Consider the following 17997-nt stretch of genomic DNA (forward strand, 5'->3'; position numbering starts at 1 on the left):
GATTTACTTTGGAAAAAACGCCAAAAGTATTTATTTCTTACTCATGGTCATCACCAGAACATGAAGAGAAAGTTCTAAATTTAGCTACACGATTAATGAGCCATGGAGTTGAAGTTATCATAGATAAATGGGATTTAAAGGAGGGACAGGATAAATATGCTTTTATGGAGCAAGCTGTTACATCTAATGATATAGACAGGGTTTTAATAATATCGGACAAAATGTACGCGGAGAAAGCCAACTCTCGTAGGGGTGGAGTAGGAGATGAAACAATAATTATTTCACCTGAAATATATGGAAGTGTAAATCAGGACAAATTTATACCAGTTGTTTTTGAATACGATGAATGTAGAAATCCGTGCTTACCAGCATATATAAAATCTCGTATCTATATTAATTTATCTTCTGAAGAAGATTTCGAAAATGAATATGAAAAACTCTTGCGAAATATACATAATAAACCAATGTTTAAGAAGCCTGGTGTCGGGAGAATTCCTGAATGGATACTTGATGAAACAACTGATTATTCATTACTTAAGGATATTATTAAGCAATTAAAAGGAACTCAATATGATAAAAAAGGGAAATTCATGATATTGATTAAGCGATTTATTGATTCATTTTGTGAAGTAATGAATGAGCTGAGAATAACTGAAGCAAAAGGTGATATGTCAGAAGAAATCGTTAAGAAAATTAACGAAATGAAGCCTTTGAGAGATATTTATTTGGACTTCTTAGAAACACTTCTTTATGCAGATGCAGATATTTCGAATATAATTCCCCAATACTTTGAATCTATATACAACAATGTATATACAGAAGAGAATAAAAGCTCGTATACCGAATTTGAATATGATCATTTTAAATTTATAATTTGGGAAATGTTCATATGTACTATTTCAGTTTTACTACATTATGAAAGATATGAAAACATCAAAGGTATAGTCAGTAATACCTACTTCTTAAAGTCTAGCTTATTTAGCGATGAGAAACCTGCTGATTTTACAAAGTTTAGGCCATATTTACGATCCCTTGAAGAGATAATAAAACCAAAATCGGACAATCCAAGGTTATTCAGCCTTACGGCTGAGATGCTGATGGAACGAGAAAAATTACCTGTGTTATCTAAGAAAAAGTTAGTAGAAGCTGACGTGCTGCTATGCCAACTAGGAGAAATTTATACCGATAATAAGTGGTTTCCTATGACATATGTCTATAACGAAGATTCTGGTGCAATGTGGAGAAAGTTGGTTTCACGCAAATATTGTGAAAAAGCAATGATAATGTATGGTGCATCAAGTGTTGAAGGACTAAAGAAAATTGCTGAAAAAAATGACTATAAAAGAGAAGTGAGTTATAATAATGCATTTGATAGCGCACCTTCAATAGTTTCGACAATAAGTATTAATGAAATTGCAACTTTACCATAAGAGGAGGATAAAAATGGCAACAGTAAAATTAGGTTTTGAAAATAACCTATGGGAAATGGCAGATAAGTTGCGCGGCAACATTGAAGCATCGGAATATAAGCATGTGGTACTGGGACTCATTTTCCTTAAATACATCTCCGATGCTTTTGAAGAGAGATATAATGAGCTGGTTGCAGAAGGAGAAGGCTTTGAGGAAGATATAGATGCTTATACTGAGGTAAATGTTTTTTACGTACCAAAAGAGGCCCGCTGGGATTATATAAAAGCAAATGCAAAACAGCCAACAATTGGACAAATTATTGATGAAGCCATGATAGCCATTGAGAAGGAGAACGCCTCTCTTAAAGGAGTGCTTCCTAAAAACTATGCTCGCCCGGAGATAGACAAAACCAAGCTAGGTGAGCTTATAGACTTGTTTTCTTTCAAAGTTGGCGATAAAGAAGCAAGGGCACAGGATGTTCTCGGTAGGGTTTATGAATACTTCCTTGGGAAGTTTGGCTCTTCGGAAGGTGAATTCTATACTCCGCCCTCAATTGTAAAACTGCTTGTTGAAATGATAGAACCATATAAAGGCAGGGTGTATGACCCCTGTTGCGGATCCGGCGGCATGTTTGTGCAGAGCCAGAGATTTGTTGAAGAGCATAGCGGAAGAAAGGATGATATCCATATATTTGGGCAGGAGTATACCGCTACCACATGGCGTCTATGCAAGATGAACCTTGCTATTCGAGGAATTGACGGAAATCTCGGAGAAAGGGATGCAGATACATTTTCCAATGACCTTCATAAGATGCTGAAGGCGGATTATATACTTGCAAATCCCCCCTTTAACATCAAAGACTGGGGAGCTAACAGGCTTGTTGATGATGTCCGTTGGAAATATGGCATGCCACCGGCAGGGAACGCCAACTACGCCTGGATACAGCATATTATTTCCAAGCTCTCACCGAACGGGGTAGCAGGCTTTGTCATGGCCAACGGTGCAATGTCCACCAATACAACAAGTGAAGCCGAAATAAGAAAGAACATTATTGAAGACAAGCTGGTGGACTGTATCATCACTCTGCCACCAAATCTTTTTTATAATGTCACCATTCCTGCATGTCTGTGGTTCCTGACAAGAAATAAAAAATCCGATGGCCGGGATCGCAGCAACGAAATCCTTTTTATAGATGCCCGTAAGATGGGGACAATGATTGACCGCAAGCACAGGGAACTTGACTATGAAACCGAGATAAAATATATAGCCGACACCTACCATAGGTGGAAAAAAGGTGAAGGGTACGAGGATATCAAGGGATTTTGCAAATCTGCCACTCTGGATGAAGTTCGCTCCCATGAATATATTCTTACTCCCGGTAGGTATGTGGGGATTGAGGAAAAAGCTGATGACGGGGAGCCTTTCGATGAAAAGATGACCAGGCTGACCGGAGAACTTGCAGAGATGTTTGCAAAGCGTAAGTCTTTGGAAGACGAAATCCGCAAAAGACTGGGGGCAATCGGTTATGACTTTTAACGATAATACTGAATTTTTAATGTACCAGACTGAAGATGGGAAAACGAAAATTGAAGTAAGAATGGAGGACGAAACAGTTTGGCTTTCATTGAATCAGATGGCGGAGCTGTTTCAGCGAGATAAGTCTGTAATTTCGCGTCACATCAAGAATATTTTTTCTGAAGGTGAGTTGGACGAAAAATCAGTTGTTGCAAATTTTGCAACAACTGCTGCAGACGGAAAAACCTATAATGTGGACTATTATAACCTGGATGTCATAATCTCCGTAGGTTACCGTGTCAAGTCCCACAGAGGTACGCAGTTCAGAATTTGGGCTACCCAAAGATTAAAGGAATACATAATAAAAGGTTTTACGATGAATGATGATCTGCTCAAAAGAGCAGGGGGCGGTAATTATTTTGAGGAATTATTGGAGCGTATCCGGGATATCCGCTCCAGTGAGAAAGTATTTTATCGGAAGATTTTGGACATCTATGCAACCAGCATTGACTATTCACCCGATGCGGCAATTTCACAGCAGTTTTTTCAAACGGTTCAGAATAAAATGCACTGGGCAGCTCATGGGCATACAGCGGCTGAAATAGTGTATCAGAGAGCAGATGGCAATAAGCCTTTTATGGGAATGACCAATTTTACAGGTTCAAAGCCAACAAAATCTGAAGCACTGATTGCAAAAAACTACCTTACGGAAGATGAGCTGGCGATACTTAACCGCATTGTTAATGCTTATATCGAATTTGCCGAGCTTCAGGCAATGCGCAGAAAACCCATGTACATGGCAGACTGGGTAAAAAAACTGGACGAGTTTCTTAAGATGAGCGACAATGAGATTCTAACTCATGCAGGAAGGATCAGTCATCAGCAAGCTACTCAAAAGGCAATAGAAGAGTATGAAAAATATAAGGAACGGACCAAAAACGAGCTTTCAGCGGTGGAAAGGCACTTCTTGGAGAGCATAGATAAGACTGCGAAGATGCTGACAGGGAAGAAAAAGAGCAGCGGGGGTGATGAGGTGTGAGTGTAAGTGAGTGGAGAGAAACTAATTTAGATGAGGTTCTTAGTTTTTATAACGGTAAGAAAAGGCCGACGGAAAGTGGAAATATACCAGTTTATGGTGGGAATGGTATTTTGAGTTATTGCAATAGCTATAATACTGAAGGTGAAAGCCTTATAATAGGTCGTGTTGGTGCTTATTGTGGCAATGTTTTTTACGAAAACAAAAAATGCTGGATATCAGATAATGCCATATTAGCAAAAGCAAAAACTAATGTTTCTTGTAAATTCATGTATTATATACTTAAGCATACGAATTTAAATGATATGCACATTGGAAGTTCACAACCGCTTTTGACACAGGGAATATTAAAAGGTCTAACAACGACTATGCCACGATTTGCGGAGCAAAAAGCCATCGCCGCCACACTATCGGCCCTTGACGATATGATCGAGCTTAACAACCAAATCAACAAAACCCTTGAAGAAATGGCTCAGGCGATCTTCAAGTCCTGGTTTGTGGATTTTGAGCCGTTTAAGGATGGGGAGTTTGAAGAAAGCGAACTGGGGCTGATACCTAAGGGGTGGAGAGTTGTTGAATTAGGCGAAATTACAGAGGAAATAAGAGAAAGGGTTAAGGATAGAAAAATACCTGTTTTTTCAGCAGTTAAGACAGGAGATTTAGTATTATCTGAGGATTATTTTACAAAACAAGTTTTTAGCAGAGATATTTCTAAGTATATTGTTGTTAAGCCGTTCGACTTCGCATACAATCCTGCAAGAATCAATATTGGCTCAATTGGAATAAACGAATTCTCTTACACAGGGTGTGTTAGTCCTGTTTATGTTGTATTTAGAACTGATCAAAAATATAAATGGTTTTTTAAGATGTTAACAAGAACTGAAAGATTTAAAAAAGAAGTTAATACTCGAGCGTCAGGATCTGTAAGACAAACGCTAAACTTTGATGAGTTTTCTAAAATAAAAGTAGTATATCCATATGCTGAAATCGTTGAAGAGTATAATTATATTTTTGAAGGCTTAATTATGGCGAAAAGCAAAATAGAAGAAGAAATTAGTATTCTTAGTGAAATTCGCGATACTTTGCTACCTAAGTTGATGAGCGGTGAGATAAGAGTACCAGTGGAAGAGGTTGTATAAGATTGAATGTGATAGAAAGGGGGAAACCATATGCCTAGCCATAATATATATGAGGATGAATTAGAACAGGCTGCATTGGAATGGTTTGAAGAACTTGGTTATGAAACCGCTTTTGCACCTGATATCTCGCCTGGTGGGGATTATCCTGAGCGTTCCGATTATTCAGATGTTATTCTGGAAGAGCGGCTAAAAGATGCCTTAAAGCGGATAAATCCTGATTTGCCTCAGGAAGCTCTTGATGATGCCCTGCATCAAATCCTTGTGCCTCTTAATCCTGCCCTGATTGACAATAATCATCTTTTTCAGAAGATGGTCACAGATGGAGTGAATGCTACCTTCAGAGCTAATGATGGCAGGATAGTCAGCAAGCAGGTCAGGATTTTTGACTTTGAAGAAGTTAAAAATAATGATTTTTTGGCTGTTAACCAGTTCACTGTTATTGAAAACAGGGTTGAAAAGCGTCCTGATGTGGTGGTGTTTGTAAATGGTCTCCCCCTTGTAGTTATCGAACTTAAAAACCTGGCCAATGAGGATGTAGAAATATCTGATGCATATAATCAAATCCAGAATTATATAAGCACCATTCCATCTTTATTCACTTATAATGCTTTTGCAGTTATATCCGATGGAGTTAATGCAAGAGCAGGCACAATCACTGCTGATGAAGACCGGTTCATGATGTGGAGGACGATTGATGGGGATGAAATAGCACCTTTAAGCCGCCCACAGCTTGAAGTCTTGATCAAAGGCATGTTTGAAAAGGAACGCCTGCTTGATATCATTAAGAACTTTATACTGTTCCAGACAGACGGAAAGGACACATATAAAATTCTTGCAGGTTACCATCAATATCATGCTGTTAACAAGGCGGTTGAAAGCACAATAAGAGCTGCCATCACTGAGGGTGATCGTAAAATCGGTGTTGTTTGGCATACCCAGGGAAGCGGTAAAAGTCTTTCCATGGTCTTCTATGTTGGAAAGCTTGTTTTGTCAAAAGAACTTAACAACCCTACTATAGTAGTGATTACCGACCGTAACGACCTTGACGACCAGCTGTTTTCCACCTTTGCCAAGTCAAAAGATTTGCTACGCCAGGAACCGGTTCAGGCTCAGGACAGGGCGGATCTTCGAAGGCTCCTGACAAGGGAATCGGGAGGTATTATCTTTACAACCATACACAAGTTTGCTCCTGAAGAAAAAGGAGACAGCGTACCGGTTTTAACAGACCGGGAAAATGTAATTGTTATCGCTGATGAAGCGCATCGAAGCCAATACGGATTCAGGGCGGAAATTGTTAAGGGTGATACAGAAGCTGATGTAAAATACGGTTATGCAAAATATATGCGTGATGCCCTTCCGAATGCGTCTTTCATTGGATTTACCGGTACACCCATATCTCTTGCTGACAAGGATACCAGAGCAGTTTTTGGCGATTATATCGACATTTACGATATGACCAGGGCTGTTGAGGATGGAACAACGGTACGCATATTCTATGAAAGCCGGATAGTGAAGCTGGAACTGCCCGATGAGCTTAAGCCTGTTATTGATGATGAATACGAAGAAATCACCGAGTACCAGGAGTATACTCAGAAAGAAAAGCTCAAAACCAAATGGTCAAGACTTGAAGCCATCGTTGGTGCCGAGCAACGGGTTAAAGCCATTGCCAAAGACATTGTGGAGCACTTTGAAAAGCGCCTTGCTGCTCAGGAAACTGAAGTGGGCAAGGGTATGATCGTGGTTATGTCACGTAGAATTGCAATTGACTTATATAAAGCCATTGTTGAACTGCGTCCTGAATGGCACTCAGACGACATTGACAAAGGTGTTATCAAGGTAGTCATGACCGGTAGTTCTTCTGATCCAAAGGAATGGCAGCCTTTCATTGGTACAAAAGCTACCAGGGAGCGTATTGCCAAGCGAATGAAAGACAACAAGGACGAACTGAAGCTGGTCATTGTGCGTGACATGTGGCTGACAGGCTTTGATGTGCCCAGCATGCACACCATGTATATCGACAAACCCATGCAGGGACACAATCTTATGCAGGCTATCGCCCGCGTTAACCGTGTATTCAAAGAGAAGCAGGGAGGATTGATTGTAGACTACATCGGCATTGCCGAAAATCTTAAGAATGCACTCAATGATTATACCGAAAGCGACAGGGAAAAGACTGGTGTTGACACTGAAGTGGCAGCGGCAGTCCTTGTTGAAAAGTATGAACTGATTAAGGAATTACTTCATGGTCATGATTATCAGAAGTTCTTTACCGGCTCTGCTTCCGAAAGAATGTCTGCCATTGTTGAAACAATCGACTACATCATTGGATTGCGCGAGGAGCGCAAAAACGATTATCTTAAGCTGGTCAGTGAGCTGTCAAGAGCTTACTCCCTTTGCGCGACTACTGATATTGCTGAGAAACTAAATCTTGAGGTAGGTTTCCATAAAGCAGTAAAATCCGGTATTATCAAGCTTATACCTGAAAATTCCAAGAAGAAAACTGCTGCGGAAATTGAAGCACAACTTAACCAACTTGTTTCCAAATCAATATCCAGCAATGAGGTTATCGATGTCTTGGATGCCGTTGGGCTAAACAAGCCGAATATTGCTATACTCTCAGATGAGTTCCTGGAAGAAGTGCGTAACATGAAACAGCGTAACCTTGCTGTCGAACTTCTTAATAGATTACTTAAGGGCAAAATTAAGACATTCTCAAAACGGAACCTAGTTCAGTCCAGAAAATTTTCAGAGCTTTTGGAGAATGCCATCAGAAAGTATCAGAATCGCACAATAGAAACCACTCAAGTTATTCTGGAGCTTATACAGCTTGCAAAGGAAATTAATGAGGCCCATAAACGTGGAGAAAACACAGGCCTTACTGAAGATGAGCTGGCATTTTATGATGCCCTCGCTGAAAATGAATCTGCAAAAGAGGTTATGGGTGACGATATCCTCAAACAAATAGCTAGGGACTTGACCGAAGCAATACGTAAGAACTTAAGCATTGACTGGTCTATACGTGCCAGTGTGCAAGCCAAGATGAAAATGATTATAAAGAGGCTGCTTAAGCGCTATGGTTATCCTCCGGACAAAACACCAAAGGCTGTAGAAATCGTAATGGAACAGGCCAAGCTTATGTGTCAAAACGAGAGTTCCGGGGTTAGGTATCAGTACCAGCTTGAAAAAGAAGATCTGCCAAAAGTAGCGGAGGATAGTTTTGACATATAGTAATAATTATAGTTTTATGGTGAATATAAGTTAAAATTATAATTAAGAGGGGATGGTGTAAAATGTCACAGGACGATATAATCCGAATAATAGAAATTATTAAACGGTATTTTCCAAAGGATGCAACTGAAATTTCTGATGCGTTGGATTTGCTAAACCTTGCTCTGGATGGACTGATGAGCAGCACAAATAAGTCAATTGCAGAATTCCATAAGAATAAGGAATTTGACAAAGGAATGGAATTATGGGAGTTTTCTAAAACAGTGTCAACAATTCAGGAGACAATCAATGAGTATACATCTTTGCTCAACATAGATGCAGAGGCCGATGATGACGAAATTGATGAAGAACTCGACGAAATAGATGAACAGAAAACTATACCAAATTATTCGGATTATATCGTTGATTCTTCCATTCCTCATACCCTTTATGAAGATTTTACCCATAAAAAGGTGGTCGCTTTTTCATTTAATAATAATCGATATACAGCTAAAGATTGGAAGGATTTGCTGCTGCAAACATGTGATTTGTTGGCAGAGATAGATGCCACTAAGTTTAGTGAGTTTATTGATGATCCCGTTATGAAAGGAAGAAAGGTTTCTTACTTTAGCAGAAAATATGTCGATAGAAAAAATGAAAAAATGAAGAACATAGACATATATGTTTGGACTAACTTAAGTGCCAACAGTATAAGAAATCTTATCAGAAAACTTCTACGGAAATTCGATATAAAATTAACCGATTATTACGTATATCTACGAGCAGATTACACCCCTTTACATAAAAGTGATAAAGCAAATGATGAATACAATCCAGACCAAAGAGAAAACCATGACGAAACGAGAATTGGAAAATATGTTCGTCAAACCCTTAGGGAGCTATCAAACCATCAATATCGTTTTACTGATAAAGAAATAAGTGAAATGCAGTCAAAGCAATGGTCGAAAGAAGTATTGGGAATAGATTACCCGCTTCTTAAAAATTATAAAGACAATGAAGATATTTCAGCTCAAATTAAGGATGGAATTTATGGCCGGTACTGGAAAGAAATTTTTAAGTTCAACGGGATGAAGTTTTTAGCTACGAGCCAGTGGTATGAACGACATAGAGAACCCTTTGCACGATGGATATCAAGATTGCAAAATGAAAAATAAAATTATCATTTTTTAGATTTTTTACAAGAACACCCGATGGGTGTTTTTTGTTTATATAATTAAGTCTGGTTTATAGACTCCTAACAAGGAGGTGATGCCTATGCTTGTACTAATATAGGTATTATGACTTTAATAACACAAAAACCAAAGGAGGAAATCAAAAATGATTGGAATCGAGCAATACCGAAAAATCCTGGAGTACAAAGCACTTGGACTTGCTCAGACAAAAACCGCAAAAGCACTGGGGATAACCTATTCTTCTGTCAGCAAATACTGGAATATGAGCGAAGAAGATTATGTAAGGGAAGCTGAAAAGGAAAGGTACCACATGGATAACTACCGTCAGTACATACTGGAACATTTGAAAATTTGTCCACAAATGAGGGATACAAACATCTATCTCAAATTGGTGGAGGCCTTCCCTGATCTACAAGTTAAACGAGCTACATTCTACCGCTATATGAAAGCCTTAAGGGAACAGCACGGGTATCCGCATGCCAGTAAACGTAAAACCTCACCCCGTGAAATTTCTCCACCGGGATATGAAGCGCAGGCGGATTTTGGTCAATACAAACTTAAGGATATGTACGGGCGAATTGTACGAATATATTTCTTTTGCATGGTGCTGAGTTATAGCAGAATGAAATTTGTTTATTTTTCACCAGATCCCTTTACAACCAAAACAGCCATTAAAGCTCATAACTATGCATTCCAATATTTTGGAGGAAGAACACAGACTATTCTTTATGACATTGACCGTGTCTATGTAGTCAGTGAAAATCTGGGGAATATCATATTCGTACCAGCCTTTGAAGAATATGTTAGGCGTATAGGTTACAGTGTTTCGCTATGTAGACCAAGAGATCCTCAAAGTAAAGGCAAGGTTGAAGAGGTGATTGGATACATAAAGCAAAGTTTTCTTGAGGGCAGGATATACACCGGAATTGATAGCCTTAACAGTGCTGCCCTTGCATGGTTAGATAGGGAAGGCAACGGGCGAATACATACTGTGACCAGAAAAGTGCCGCGTGAAATGTTCATGGAAGAGCAAAAATACCTGTTCCATGTCAAACCTTATTCCGAAGTATCAAGCACTGTTGCCTCCTTTGATAAGGATGGAGTGGTAAGTTATAAAGGCAACCGTTATCAGATTAATACAGGTATGATGGATGCTCATAAACGCATTCGCATCGAAGATGATGGTGAAATGCTTTTGTTCTATGATGCTGAAACAAATGATTTATTGGCTAAATATCCAGTCACAGAAGATACCGGGCAGTTGTTCAAACCAGAAGAAAATTACAGGAGAGACAGGGTTTCTTTAACCATCATAAAACAATATTTTGCAGAATACCAAATAGCTCAGGAATTCATTCGCCGGATGGAGCAGCAACAGCCGAAATATTTTAATACACATTGCATTCGATTATACCGGATGACAAAGTTTTATACAATTGGACAATTGCTTGATGGAATAGAATACTGCATTGATACTGAACGCTGCAGTGCCTATGAGCTTTTGGCTTATCTCATGTATCAGTACGGAGAGCATATAGCTAAGAAGTTTTTGCCGAATCAGCAGTATTTTAACCATTTGGCGAGGAGTAAAGAAATAAGGAGGGAAATCGATGGCTGATATAACAGAAATCCGTGAATTAGCTCAAAAACTTAATCTTTGGAATATCGCAAGGGGATACATTGATTTGAACGATGAGAAACTATCAAACCTTGACTATCTTAAGATGGTGTTAGAAAAAGAATTGGAGATTAGGGCCAGACAAAAACACACCAAGCTGAGGAAGGCAAGTAAGCTTCCAAACAAAGCATTTGACGCATCGAACTCAAACAAGGGCTTAAAATGGCAGATTAAACAGTTATCCAACCTGACATGGATTAAGGAAGAGCAAAACTTAATCCTGCTGGGAAAATGCGGGACGGGTAAGAGTGGTCTTGCAGCGCAGCTTGGAGAAACTGCAATCAGCAATGGATATAAAACCTATTATGCGCCTTTTGATAATTTTATCGCAGTGGCAGAAAAGAAAGCCACAAATCCAAAAGCAGAAGCGATCTTTTCTTATATGCAGGAATGTGACTTAATTATTATTGATGATGTCTTTTATGTGGAACCAACCAGGGCAGAACTGCAGGTTTTCTACCGGGCAGTTACCTTTCTTAATGAAACCAGAAGCATTATTTTTATAACCAATCGTGAACTGTCGGCATGGATAGATGCAGCCGAAGACAAGCATCTTTGCCAGACTTTATTGGACAGAATGACGGTCAATTGTCAAATTGTTCGTTTGACTGACAAGTAAATAAAAACACTCACTTCTTTTTTAACAGGGGCAAATACCTCGTTTGAAAACAATGCCGAAAAACGGCTTAAAATAGATGCAAAAAATCTCATGAAATTCAAAGAACTGCTTAGCTTTTGAGATTTTCTGCAGTTTATAGGGTAGGGGGATCTAAATTTCTACCGCTTTTCATCCCGGAAACGGGCGGGGGGTCACGCGCGAAAAATCGCAGTTTCAAACGTGCCGAGGCATATAACAACCCGGCAATTAAGGAAAGCTGGCGACGAATTTGTGAGTATAATGTGAGCTATGCTTATCCGGCCCACGGAAACAGATACGAAATAATAAGGTAAAGAATAATAGCAATTGCGAAAAGAATCTCCTTTTTTACTTGGAGGTTCTTTTTTATTCTCTTGGAAAGGAGGCGGCAAAGCTGCGGAAGTTAAAGCGATATAAACCAACAAAGTTTATGGCGGAAGGTTCCCGATACGACAAGGAAGCGGCGGACGCCGCCGTTGCTTTTATCAACTGCCTGAAGCATACCAAGGGCGAATGGTACGGAATGTCTTTTGAGTTCATTGACTGGCAGGAGCAGATTGTCAGGGATATATTTGGCGTCTTGAAACCGAACGGATACCGGCAGTTCAACACCGCCTATGTAGAAATCCCAAAAAAACAGGGGAAGAGCGAGCTTGCGGCGGCCATCGCCTTATACCTGACCTGCGGCGATTTCGAGCATGGCGGCGAGGTGTATGGCTGCGCATCAGACCGGCAGCAGGCTTCCATCGTGTTTGACGTAGCGGTGGACATGGTGGAGCAGTGCCCGGCATTAAAGTCCCGGATTAAACCGATGCTGTCGCAGAAACGGCTGGTATACAGGCCGCTTGGAAGCTTCTATCAGGTGCTTTCGGCGGAGGCGTATACGAAGCATGGGCTGAATGTCCATGGCGTGGTATTTGATGAGCTGCATGCGCAGCCGAACCGCGATCTGTATGATGTAATGCTTCACGGATCTGGTGATGCAAGAAAACAGCCGGTGTTTTTCCTGATTACAACCGCTGGCACCGACCGCAATTCCATCTGCTGGGAGGTGCATCAAAAGGCAGAAGATATCCTGCAGGGACGAAAGATAGACCCGACTTTCTACCCGGTTATTTACAGCGCAGCCGATACAGACGACTGGGCAAGTGAAAAGGTGTGGAGAAAGGTCAATCCGTCATTAGGCATTACAGTGGACATCGAAAAACTGAGGGTGGCTTGTGAAAATGCCAAGCAAAACCCCGCAGAGGAAAATTTATTCCGTCAGCTCCGCTTAAATCAGTGGGTGAAGCAATCGGTGCGCTGGATGCCTATGGACAAATGGGACAGGTGCGCCTTCCCCGTCGATGCGGAAAGCTTGCGCGGTCGCATCTGCTACGGCGGGCTTGACCTGTCATCCACAACTGATGTTACCGCCTTTGTACTGGTGTTTCCGCCGCTGGATGAATCGGACAAATATCAGATCCTGTCTTTTTTCTGGATACCGCAGGACAATATCGACCAGCGCGTGCGGCGGGATCATGTGCCATATGACGTCTGGGAGCGGCAGGGCTTTTTATACACCACCGAGGGCAATGTGGTGCATTACGGTTTCATCGAGACTTTTATTGAGGAGCTTGGCATGAAATACAATATCAGAGAAATCGCCTTCGACCGCTGGGGCGCGGTGCAGATGACGCAGAACCTCGAAGCTTTGGGCTTTACCGTCGTTCCGTTCGGTCAGGGCTTCAAGGACATGTCCCCGCCTACAAAGGAACTGATGAAGCTGACATTGGAAGAACGCATTGCCCATGGCGGACATCCGGTGCTGCGCTGGATGATGGACAATATCTTTGTCAAAACCGACCCGGCCGGAAACATAAAGCCTGATAAGGAAAAATCCAGCGAGAGAATAGACGGCGCTGTTGCGCTTATTATGGCGCTTGACTGCGCTTTACGACATAGCAGAGAGAGTTTCGGTTCAGTTTATGATGAACGCGGGCTTTTATTTATATAATTAAGCGAATAAATGGTTGCTTTTTGAGGCATAATTATGGTATAATAGGGACACAAAAGGAGGTCAAATAATTATGCCAAAAATTATTCCAATTCGCGATTTAAAAAATACAAGTGAGATTTCACAGATGTGCCATGAATCGGATGAGCCTATTTTTGTAACTAAAAACGGATACGGGGATATGGTTATCATGAGCATGAAAATGTATGAAGAAAAGATGTTCATGTCCGATGTGTACCGTAAGCTGAATGTTGCTGAAGAGCAATTGTCGGAGGGGAAAATACTTGACGGGGATGAATCTCTGAAGAGTATAAAAGAAAAGTACAATGTATAAGCTGGTTGTCACAGAACTTGCTCATCAGGATTTGGATAGTATTATATCGTACATTGCCATCCAATTGGCAAATCCGGCGGCTGCGTCAGATTTTCTTTACGAGGTTGACAAGTGTTACGGCTATCTGAAAAGCAATCCGGTGATGTATTCCAAATGTAACGATAGCCGGTTGGAAAAAGAAGGGTACCGCAAGGCCATCATAAAAAACTATATCCTTGTCTATAAAATAGATGAGACCAATAAAACGGTTATTGTTTTACGATTCTTCTACGGCGCCAGGGATTATGCCAAATTGTTGTAATTATTAAATCAACTTTCGCACATAGTTAATGTGCAGTGAACATTGAAAAATCAATAGTTTTGGGCAATAAAGAAGTTCAAGAAACCTCTTATATGTGATATAATAGAAGTGAATAAAACCCATTAAAATCAACACTTTGGAGGTTCTTGAACATGTCTATTATATCACATAAGATGAAAGCAGAAAATAGGTTTTCTATGACAGTTGATAACTTTTTCAAAAAGTTTTCTGTAGGCTCATTGCTAAAACAGGCAAATGCATATAAAGAAAAGGGTGTCCCTTGTGTCAAAGTTTTCAAAGTATTATTCAAACTTGTTTTTACAGGTATGAACTTGTTTATGAATTATGAAACCGAAAATTCTGATATACCATTTGCAAAGGATGTAGCCTACAGATTCCTGAATTCTATGCATATCAACTGGCAGAGATTTCTCTTGTTACTTTCTGCTAAGGTTATAAACCATCATATTGCTCCATTAACAACAGATGAACGAGCTGATGCATTTGTGATAGATGATTCCTTCTTTAGCAGGACAAGAAGCAAAGCGGTAGAACTCCTATGCTGGGTCAAAGATCATGCTGATGGTAATAAAAACAAAAAAGGCTTTCGTATGCTTACTCTTGGTTGGACAGACGGCAATTCATTTGTTCCTGTAGCCTTTAACCTCTTAAGTTCAGCGAATTCAAAGGTTCGTATCAATCCAGCGAGACAATGTATAGATAAAAGAACTGTTGGGTTTAAACGTCGTCAAAATGCCTTGACTACTTCGCCGGAATCTGCTCTTTCAATGCTGAAACAAGCTATGTCTGTGGGCATTAAGGCAAAATACGTCCTGTTTGACAGTTGGTTCTCCTTTCCGGCTACTATTATCAAGATTTGCAAAATGAATCTTAATGTAATAGCCATGTTAAAAGACACGCCAAAGATTTACTACACGTTCAATGGTGAAAAGAAATCATTACGCGAGATATACCGAACTGTCAGGAAACGTAGAGGAAGGGCAAAATACCTGGCGTCTGTCGCGGTAGAACTGCACGACAAAGAAGATAACCTTGTTCCAGCAAAAATTGTCTTTGTACGTGACCGAAGAAATAGGAGCAAATGGCTGGCTCTAATTTCAACGGATATGAATCTTCCTGAGTCAGAGATAATCAGGATATATGGAAAACGCTGGGACATCGAGGTATTCTTTAAAATGTGCAAGTCATACTTAAAGCTTGCAAAGGAATTCCAAGGCCGTTCGTACGATATGATGGTTGCCCATACTACTATTGTTTTTTCAAGGTACATCATGTTAGCGGTTGAAAACCGCAATAATACTGATTTGCGTACGATTGGTGCTTTGTTCTACTACTGCTGCGATGAACTTGAGGATATCAAATTTGTTGAGGCATTGCAGCTCATAATAGAAGCTTTAAAAGTAACTTTACAGGAAAAACTGTTTTTGTCAAAGGAGACAATTAACGAACTTTTGGGCTACTTTGTCTCTTCTTTGCCCGATTATATCAAGGCAAAGCTATCAGTTGTTTCCTGCGAAAGTTGATAATTTTATTAAAATGTATACTTAATTTATTTGGTTAACAATGTTTTCGACTATTAAACTAATATGCTTTCAAGTTCTTCAACCGTCTTTTCGAATACATCTAAAGCATCCTGCACCGGTTTTGGCGTGGATAAATCCACTCCGGCTTTTTTAAGAAGTTCCAAAGGATAATCTGAATTACCTCCTTTTAAAAACTCAATATACCGTTCTACTGCAGGAGAACCTTCATTTAAAATCATATTTGAAATGGCTGTGGCAGCTGAAAATCCCGTTGCATATTTATAAACATAAAAACTCGTGTAAAAATGAGGAATCCTTGCCCACTCTATACTAATGTCCTCGTTTACGTTTACTTCCGGCTCAAAATATTTTTTGTTAAGGTCAAGGTATATCTTACTTAAACTTTCTGCCGTAAGGGCTTCACCGTTTTGATATTTTCCGTGAATTATTTTTTCAAATTCCGCAAACATAGTTTGCCTGAAAACAGTGCCTCTGAACTGTTCTAAATAGTGGTTTAAAAGATATGCCTTTTCCGTTTTGTCATCTGTATTATCCAGCATATACCTTATAAGCAGGGATTCGTTTACGGTAGATGCCACCTCTGCTACGAAAATTTTATATTCTGAGTATATATAAGGCTGGGTTTTGTTTGTGTAATAAGTGTGAAGGGCGTGCCCCATTTCATGAGCAATGGTAAATACATCGTTTATAGTTCCCTGATAATTTAAAAGAACATAAGGATGGGTTTTATAGCTGCCCCAGGAATATGCCCCGCCGGTTTTGCCCTGGTTTTCATAAACATCTATCCATCCGTTTGTAAATCCTTCTTTTAAGTATTTTATATATTCTTCCCCTAAAGGCTTAAGACCGTTTTCAACTAGTTTTAAGGCGTCTTCATAGGGAAATTCCTTTTTAGGTGTTTCAACAATGGGAACATAAAGATCATACATATTCAGCTCATCTAACTTTAATGCTTTCTTGCGGAGTTTTAAGTACCTTTGAAGAAGGTGCAGGTTTTTGTCCACAGTTTCAATTAAATTGTCATAAACTTTAGTGTTTATGTTGTCTTCATCTAAGGATGCCTCCAAAGAAGAGTTGTATTTTCTTGCCGCAGCATAAAATTTATCTGATTTTACAGAGCCGGACAGCATGGCAGCAAAAGAATTTTTATATTTTTGATATGTATCGTAAAGAGCATAAAATGCATCTTTTCTAACCCTTCTGTCCCTGCTTTCCAAAAACATAATATACCTTCCCTTTGTAAGTTCCGTTTCCTTTCCGTCTTCATCTTTTATAAAGGGAAATTTTATATCCGCATTATTGAACATTGTAAAGATTTCTCTTGAAGAACCTGAAAATTCAGAAGTAAGGGCTAAAAGTTCTTCTTCTTTGTCTGACAGTACATGTTCCTTTTGTCTTAAAATTTCGTTGAAGTGGTGCTGATATATTTTAAGCCCGTCAAGTGAGTTAATGTATTTTTTCAAAACATCTTCTTCCATTGCTATTATTTCAGGAACGATAAAGGAGGTGGCAGCATAAATTTTTGTATAAAGGTTTGAAGCCCTGTCAGCAAGACCCTGGTACAGGGAGACAGCATTGTCCTCGTCCTTTTTCATTCTTGCAAAGACAAAAAGTTTTTCGCAGGAAGACATAAGTTCATCTCTTAGTTTAAGGCATTCCAAAAGTTTTTCCGCACTTTCCTGCAGCGTACCTTTGTACTTAACTATATTATCAATGCTATTTTCTATTTTCTTAAAGTCCTCCTCCCAAATGTCAACATTTTCATATATATCTTCAAGATTCCATTTATACTTCTTGTCTATTTCATCTCTTTTTGGAAGTGAACCCATGGTAATACTCCTCCTGTTTGTTGTATTTATATACAAAATATTATAACCTATTGTATCATATTTACCAAGGAGCAATTTGTTAATTGATGTGTTTTCCTTTCTCAGGAATTATAATAAAATAATAGCAACAAAGAAGGAGACGGGTTTGGCGGCTTTA

At 39.6% G+C, this 17997-nt stretch carries 13 protein-coding genes; 12 read left to right on the forward strand and 1 reads right to left on the reverse strand.

Features of this window, described 5'->3' with window-relative positions:
- The first annotated feature begins 8 nt into the window (after positions 1-8).
- The 12 genes from HVS_RS01530 (at position 9) to HVS_RS01585 (ending at position 15990) form a co-directional block, all read left to right on the forward strand.
- The gene (locus HVS_RS01530) at positions 9-1430 is read left to right on the forward strand and encodes an SEFIR domain-containing protein (RefSeq protein WP_159063342.1); all 1422 of its coding nucleotides are present in this window, start codon (positions 9-11) and stop codon (positions 1428-1430) included.
- Positions 1431-1443: 13 nt separating this feature from the next.
- The gene (locus HVS_RS01535; RefSeq protein WP_101298698.1) at positions 1444-2946 is read left to right on the forward strand and encodes a type I restriction-modification system subunit M; all 1503 of its coding nucleotides are present in this window, start codon (positions 1444-1446) and stop codon (positions 2944-2946) included.
- Positions 2936-3964 carry a virulence RhuM family protein gene (locus HVS_RS01540; protein ID WP_101298699.1) on the forward strand — a complete coding sequence of 343 codons (1029 nt, stop codon included), beginning with the start codon at positions 2936-2938 and terminating at the stop codon, positions 3962-3964. The genes HVS_RS01535 and HVS_RS01540 overlap by 11 nt, the downstream gene beginning before the upstream one ends.
- Positions 3961-5100 (forward strand): restriction endonuclease subunit S, encoded by a 1140-nt coding sequence (locus tag HVS_RS01545; protein ID WP_101298700.1) that lies wholly within the window; start codon positions 3961-3963, stop codon positions 5098-5100. Before HVS_RS01540 ends, HVS_RS01545 begins: the two co-directional genes overlap by 4 nt.
- Positions 5101-5130: 30 nt before the next feature.
- Positions 5131-8328, forward strand: a complete 3198-nt coding sequence (locus HVS_RS01550; protein WP_101298701.1) for a type I restriction endonuclease subunit R — start codon at positions 5131-5133, stop codon at positions 8326-8328.
- Between the two features lie 62 nt (positions 8329-8390).
- Complete coding sequence (locus tag HVS_RS01555; RefSeq protein WP_101298702.1) at positions 8391-9482, forward strand: hypothetical protein; 1092 nt, start codon at positions 8391-8393, stop codon at positions 9480-9482.
- A 163-nt stretch (positions 9483-9645) separates the two neighbouring features.
- Complete coding sequence (istA, locus tag HVS_RS01560) at positions 9646-11118, forward strand: IS21 family transposase (RefSeq protein ID WP_101298703.1); 1473 nt, start codon at positions 9646-9648, stop codon at positions 11116-11118.
- Complete coding sequence (locus HVS_RS01565; protein ID WP_101298704.1) at positions 11111-11797, forward strand: ATP-binding protein; 687 nt, start codon at positions 11111-11113, stop codon at positions 11795-11797. The genes istA and HVS_RS01565 overlap by 8 nt, the downstream gene beginning before the upstream one ends.
- 448 nt (positions 11798-12245) lie before the next feature.
- Positions 12246-13811: a terminase large subunit gene (locus tag HVS_RS01570; protein WP_242971711.1), complete on the forward strand. Its 1566-nt coding sequence runs from the start codon at positions 12246-12248 to the stop codon at positions 13809-13811.
- Between the two features lie 73 nt (positions 13812-13884).
- Positions 13885-14145 carry a type II toxin-antitoxin system Phd/YefM family antitoxin gene (locus HVS_RS01575; RefSeq protein WP_101298706.1) on the forward strand — a complete coding sequence of 87 codons (261 nt, stop codon included), beginning with the start codon at positions 13885-13887 and terminating at the stop codon, positions 14143-14145.
- Positions 14138-14446: a type II toxin-antitoxin system RelE/ParE family toxin gene (locus HVS_RS01580; protein WP_101298707.1), complete on the forward strand. Its 309-nt coding sequence runs from the start codon at positions 14138-14140 to the stop codon at positions 14444-14446. The genes HVS_RS01575 and HVS_RS01580 overlap by 8 nt, the downstream gene beginning before the upstream one ends.
- A gap of 152 nt (positions 14447-14598) precedes the next feature.
- Entirely contained in the window at positions 14599-15990 is a 1392-nt protein-coding gene (locus HVS_RS01585) for an IS4 family transposase (protein WP_101298708.1), read from the forward strand.
- A 53-nt stretch (positions 15991-16043) separates the two neighbouring features.
- On the opposite strand, the gene pepF is transcribed toward HVS_RS01585, so the two are convergent.
- Positions 16044-17840 carry an oligoendopeptidase F gene (pepF, locus tag HVS_RS01590; RefSeq protein WP_101298709.1) on the reverse strand — a complete coding sequence of 599 codons (1797 nt, stop codon included), beginning with the start codon at positions 17838-17840 and terminating at the stop codon, positions 16044-16046.
- Between the last annotated feature and the right edge of the window lie 157 nt (positions 17841-17997).

This window comes from Acetivibrio saccincola, from assembly GCF_002844395.1.
In the GTDB taxonomy this organism is placed as follows: domain Bacteria; phylum Bacillota; class Clostridia; order Acetivibrionales; family Acetivibrionaceae; genus Herbivorax; species Herbivorax saccincola.

Excerpts from the sequence above, each read along its gene's own strand:
- pepF (WP_101298709.1), bottom strand. The coding sequence starts at position 17,840 with ATGGGTTCACTTCCAAAAAGAGATGAAATAGACAAGAAGTATAAATGG.
- HVS_RS01565 (WP_101298704.1), top strand. The coding sequence starts at position 11,111 with ATGGCTGATATAACAGAAATCCGTGAATTAGCTCAAAAACTTAATCTT.
- HVS_RS01575 (WP_101298706.1), top strand. The coding sequence starts at position 13,885 with ATGCCAAAAATTATTCCAATTCGCGATTTAAAAAATACAAGTGAGATT.
- HVS_RS01570 (WP_242971711.1), top strand. The coding sequence starts at position 12,246 with ATGGCGGAAGGTTCCCGATACGACAAGGAAGCGGCGGACGCCGCCGTT.
- HVS_RS01580 (WP_101298707.1), top strand. The coding sequence starts at position 14,138 with ATGTATAAGCTGGTTGTCACAGAACTTGCTCATCAGGATTTGGATAGT.
- istA (WP_101298703.1), top strand. The coding sequence starts at position 9,646 with ATGATTGGAATCGAGCAATACCGAAAAATCCTGGAGTACAAAGCACTT.
- HVS_RS01585 (WP_101298708.1), top strand. The coding sequence starts at position 14,599 with ATGTCTATTATATCACATAAGATGAAAGCAGAAAATAGGTTTTCTATG.
- HVS_RS01540 (WP_101298699.1), top strand. The coding sequence starts at position 2,936 with ATGACTTTTAACGATAATACTGAATTTTTAATGTACCAGACTGAAGAT.
- HVS_RS01535 (WP_101298698.1), top strand. The coding sequence starts at position 1,444 with ATGGCAACAGTAAAATTAGGTTTTGAAAATAACCTATGGGAAATGGCA.
- HVS_RS01550 (WP_101298701.1), top strand. The coding sequence starts at position 5,131 with ATGCCTAGCCATAATATATATGAGGATGAATTAGAACAGGCTGCATTG.
- HVS_RS01555 (WP_101298702.1), top strand. The coding sequence starts at position 8,391 with ATGTCACAGGACGATATAATCCGAATAATAGAAATTATTAAACGGTAT.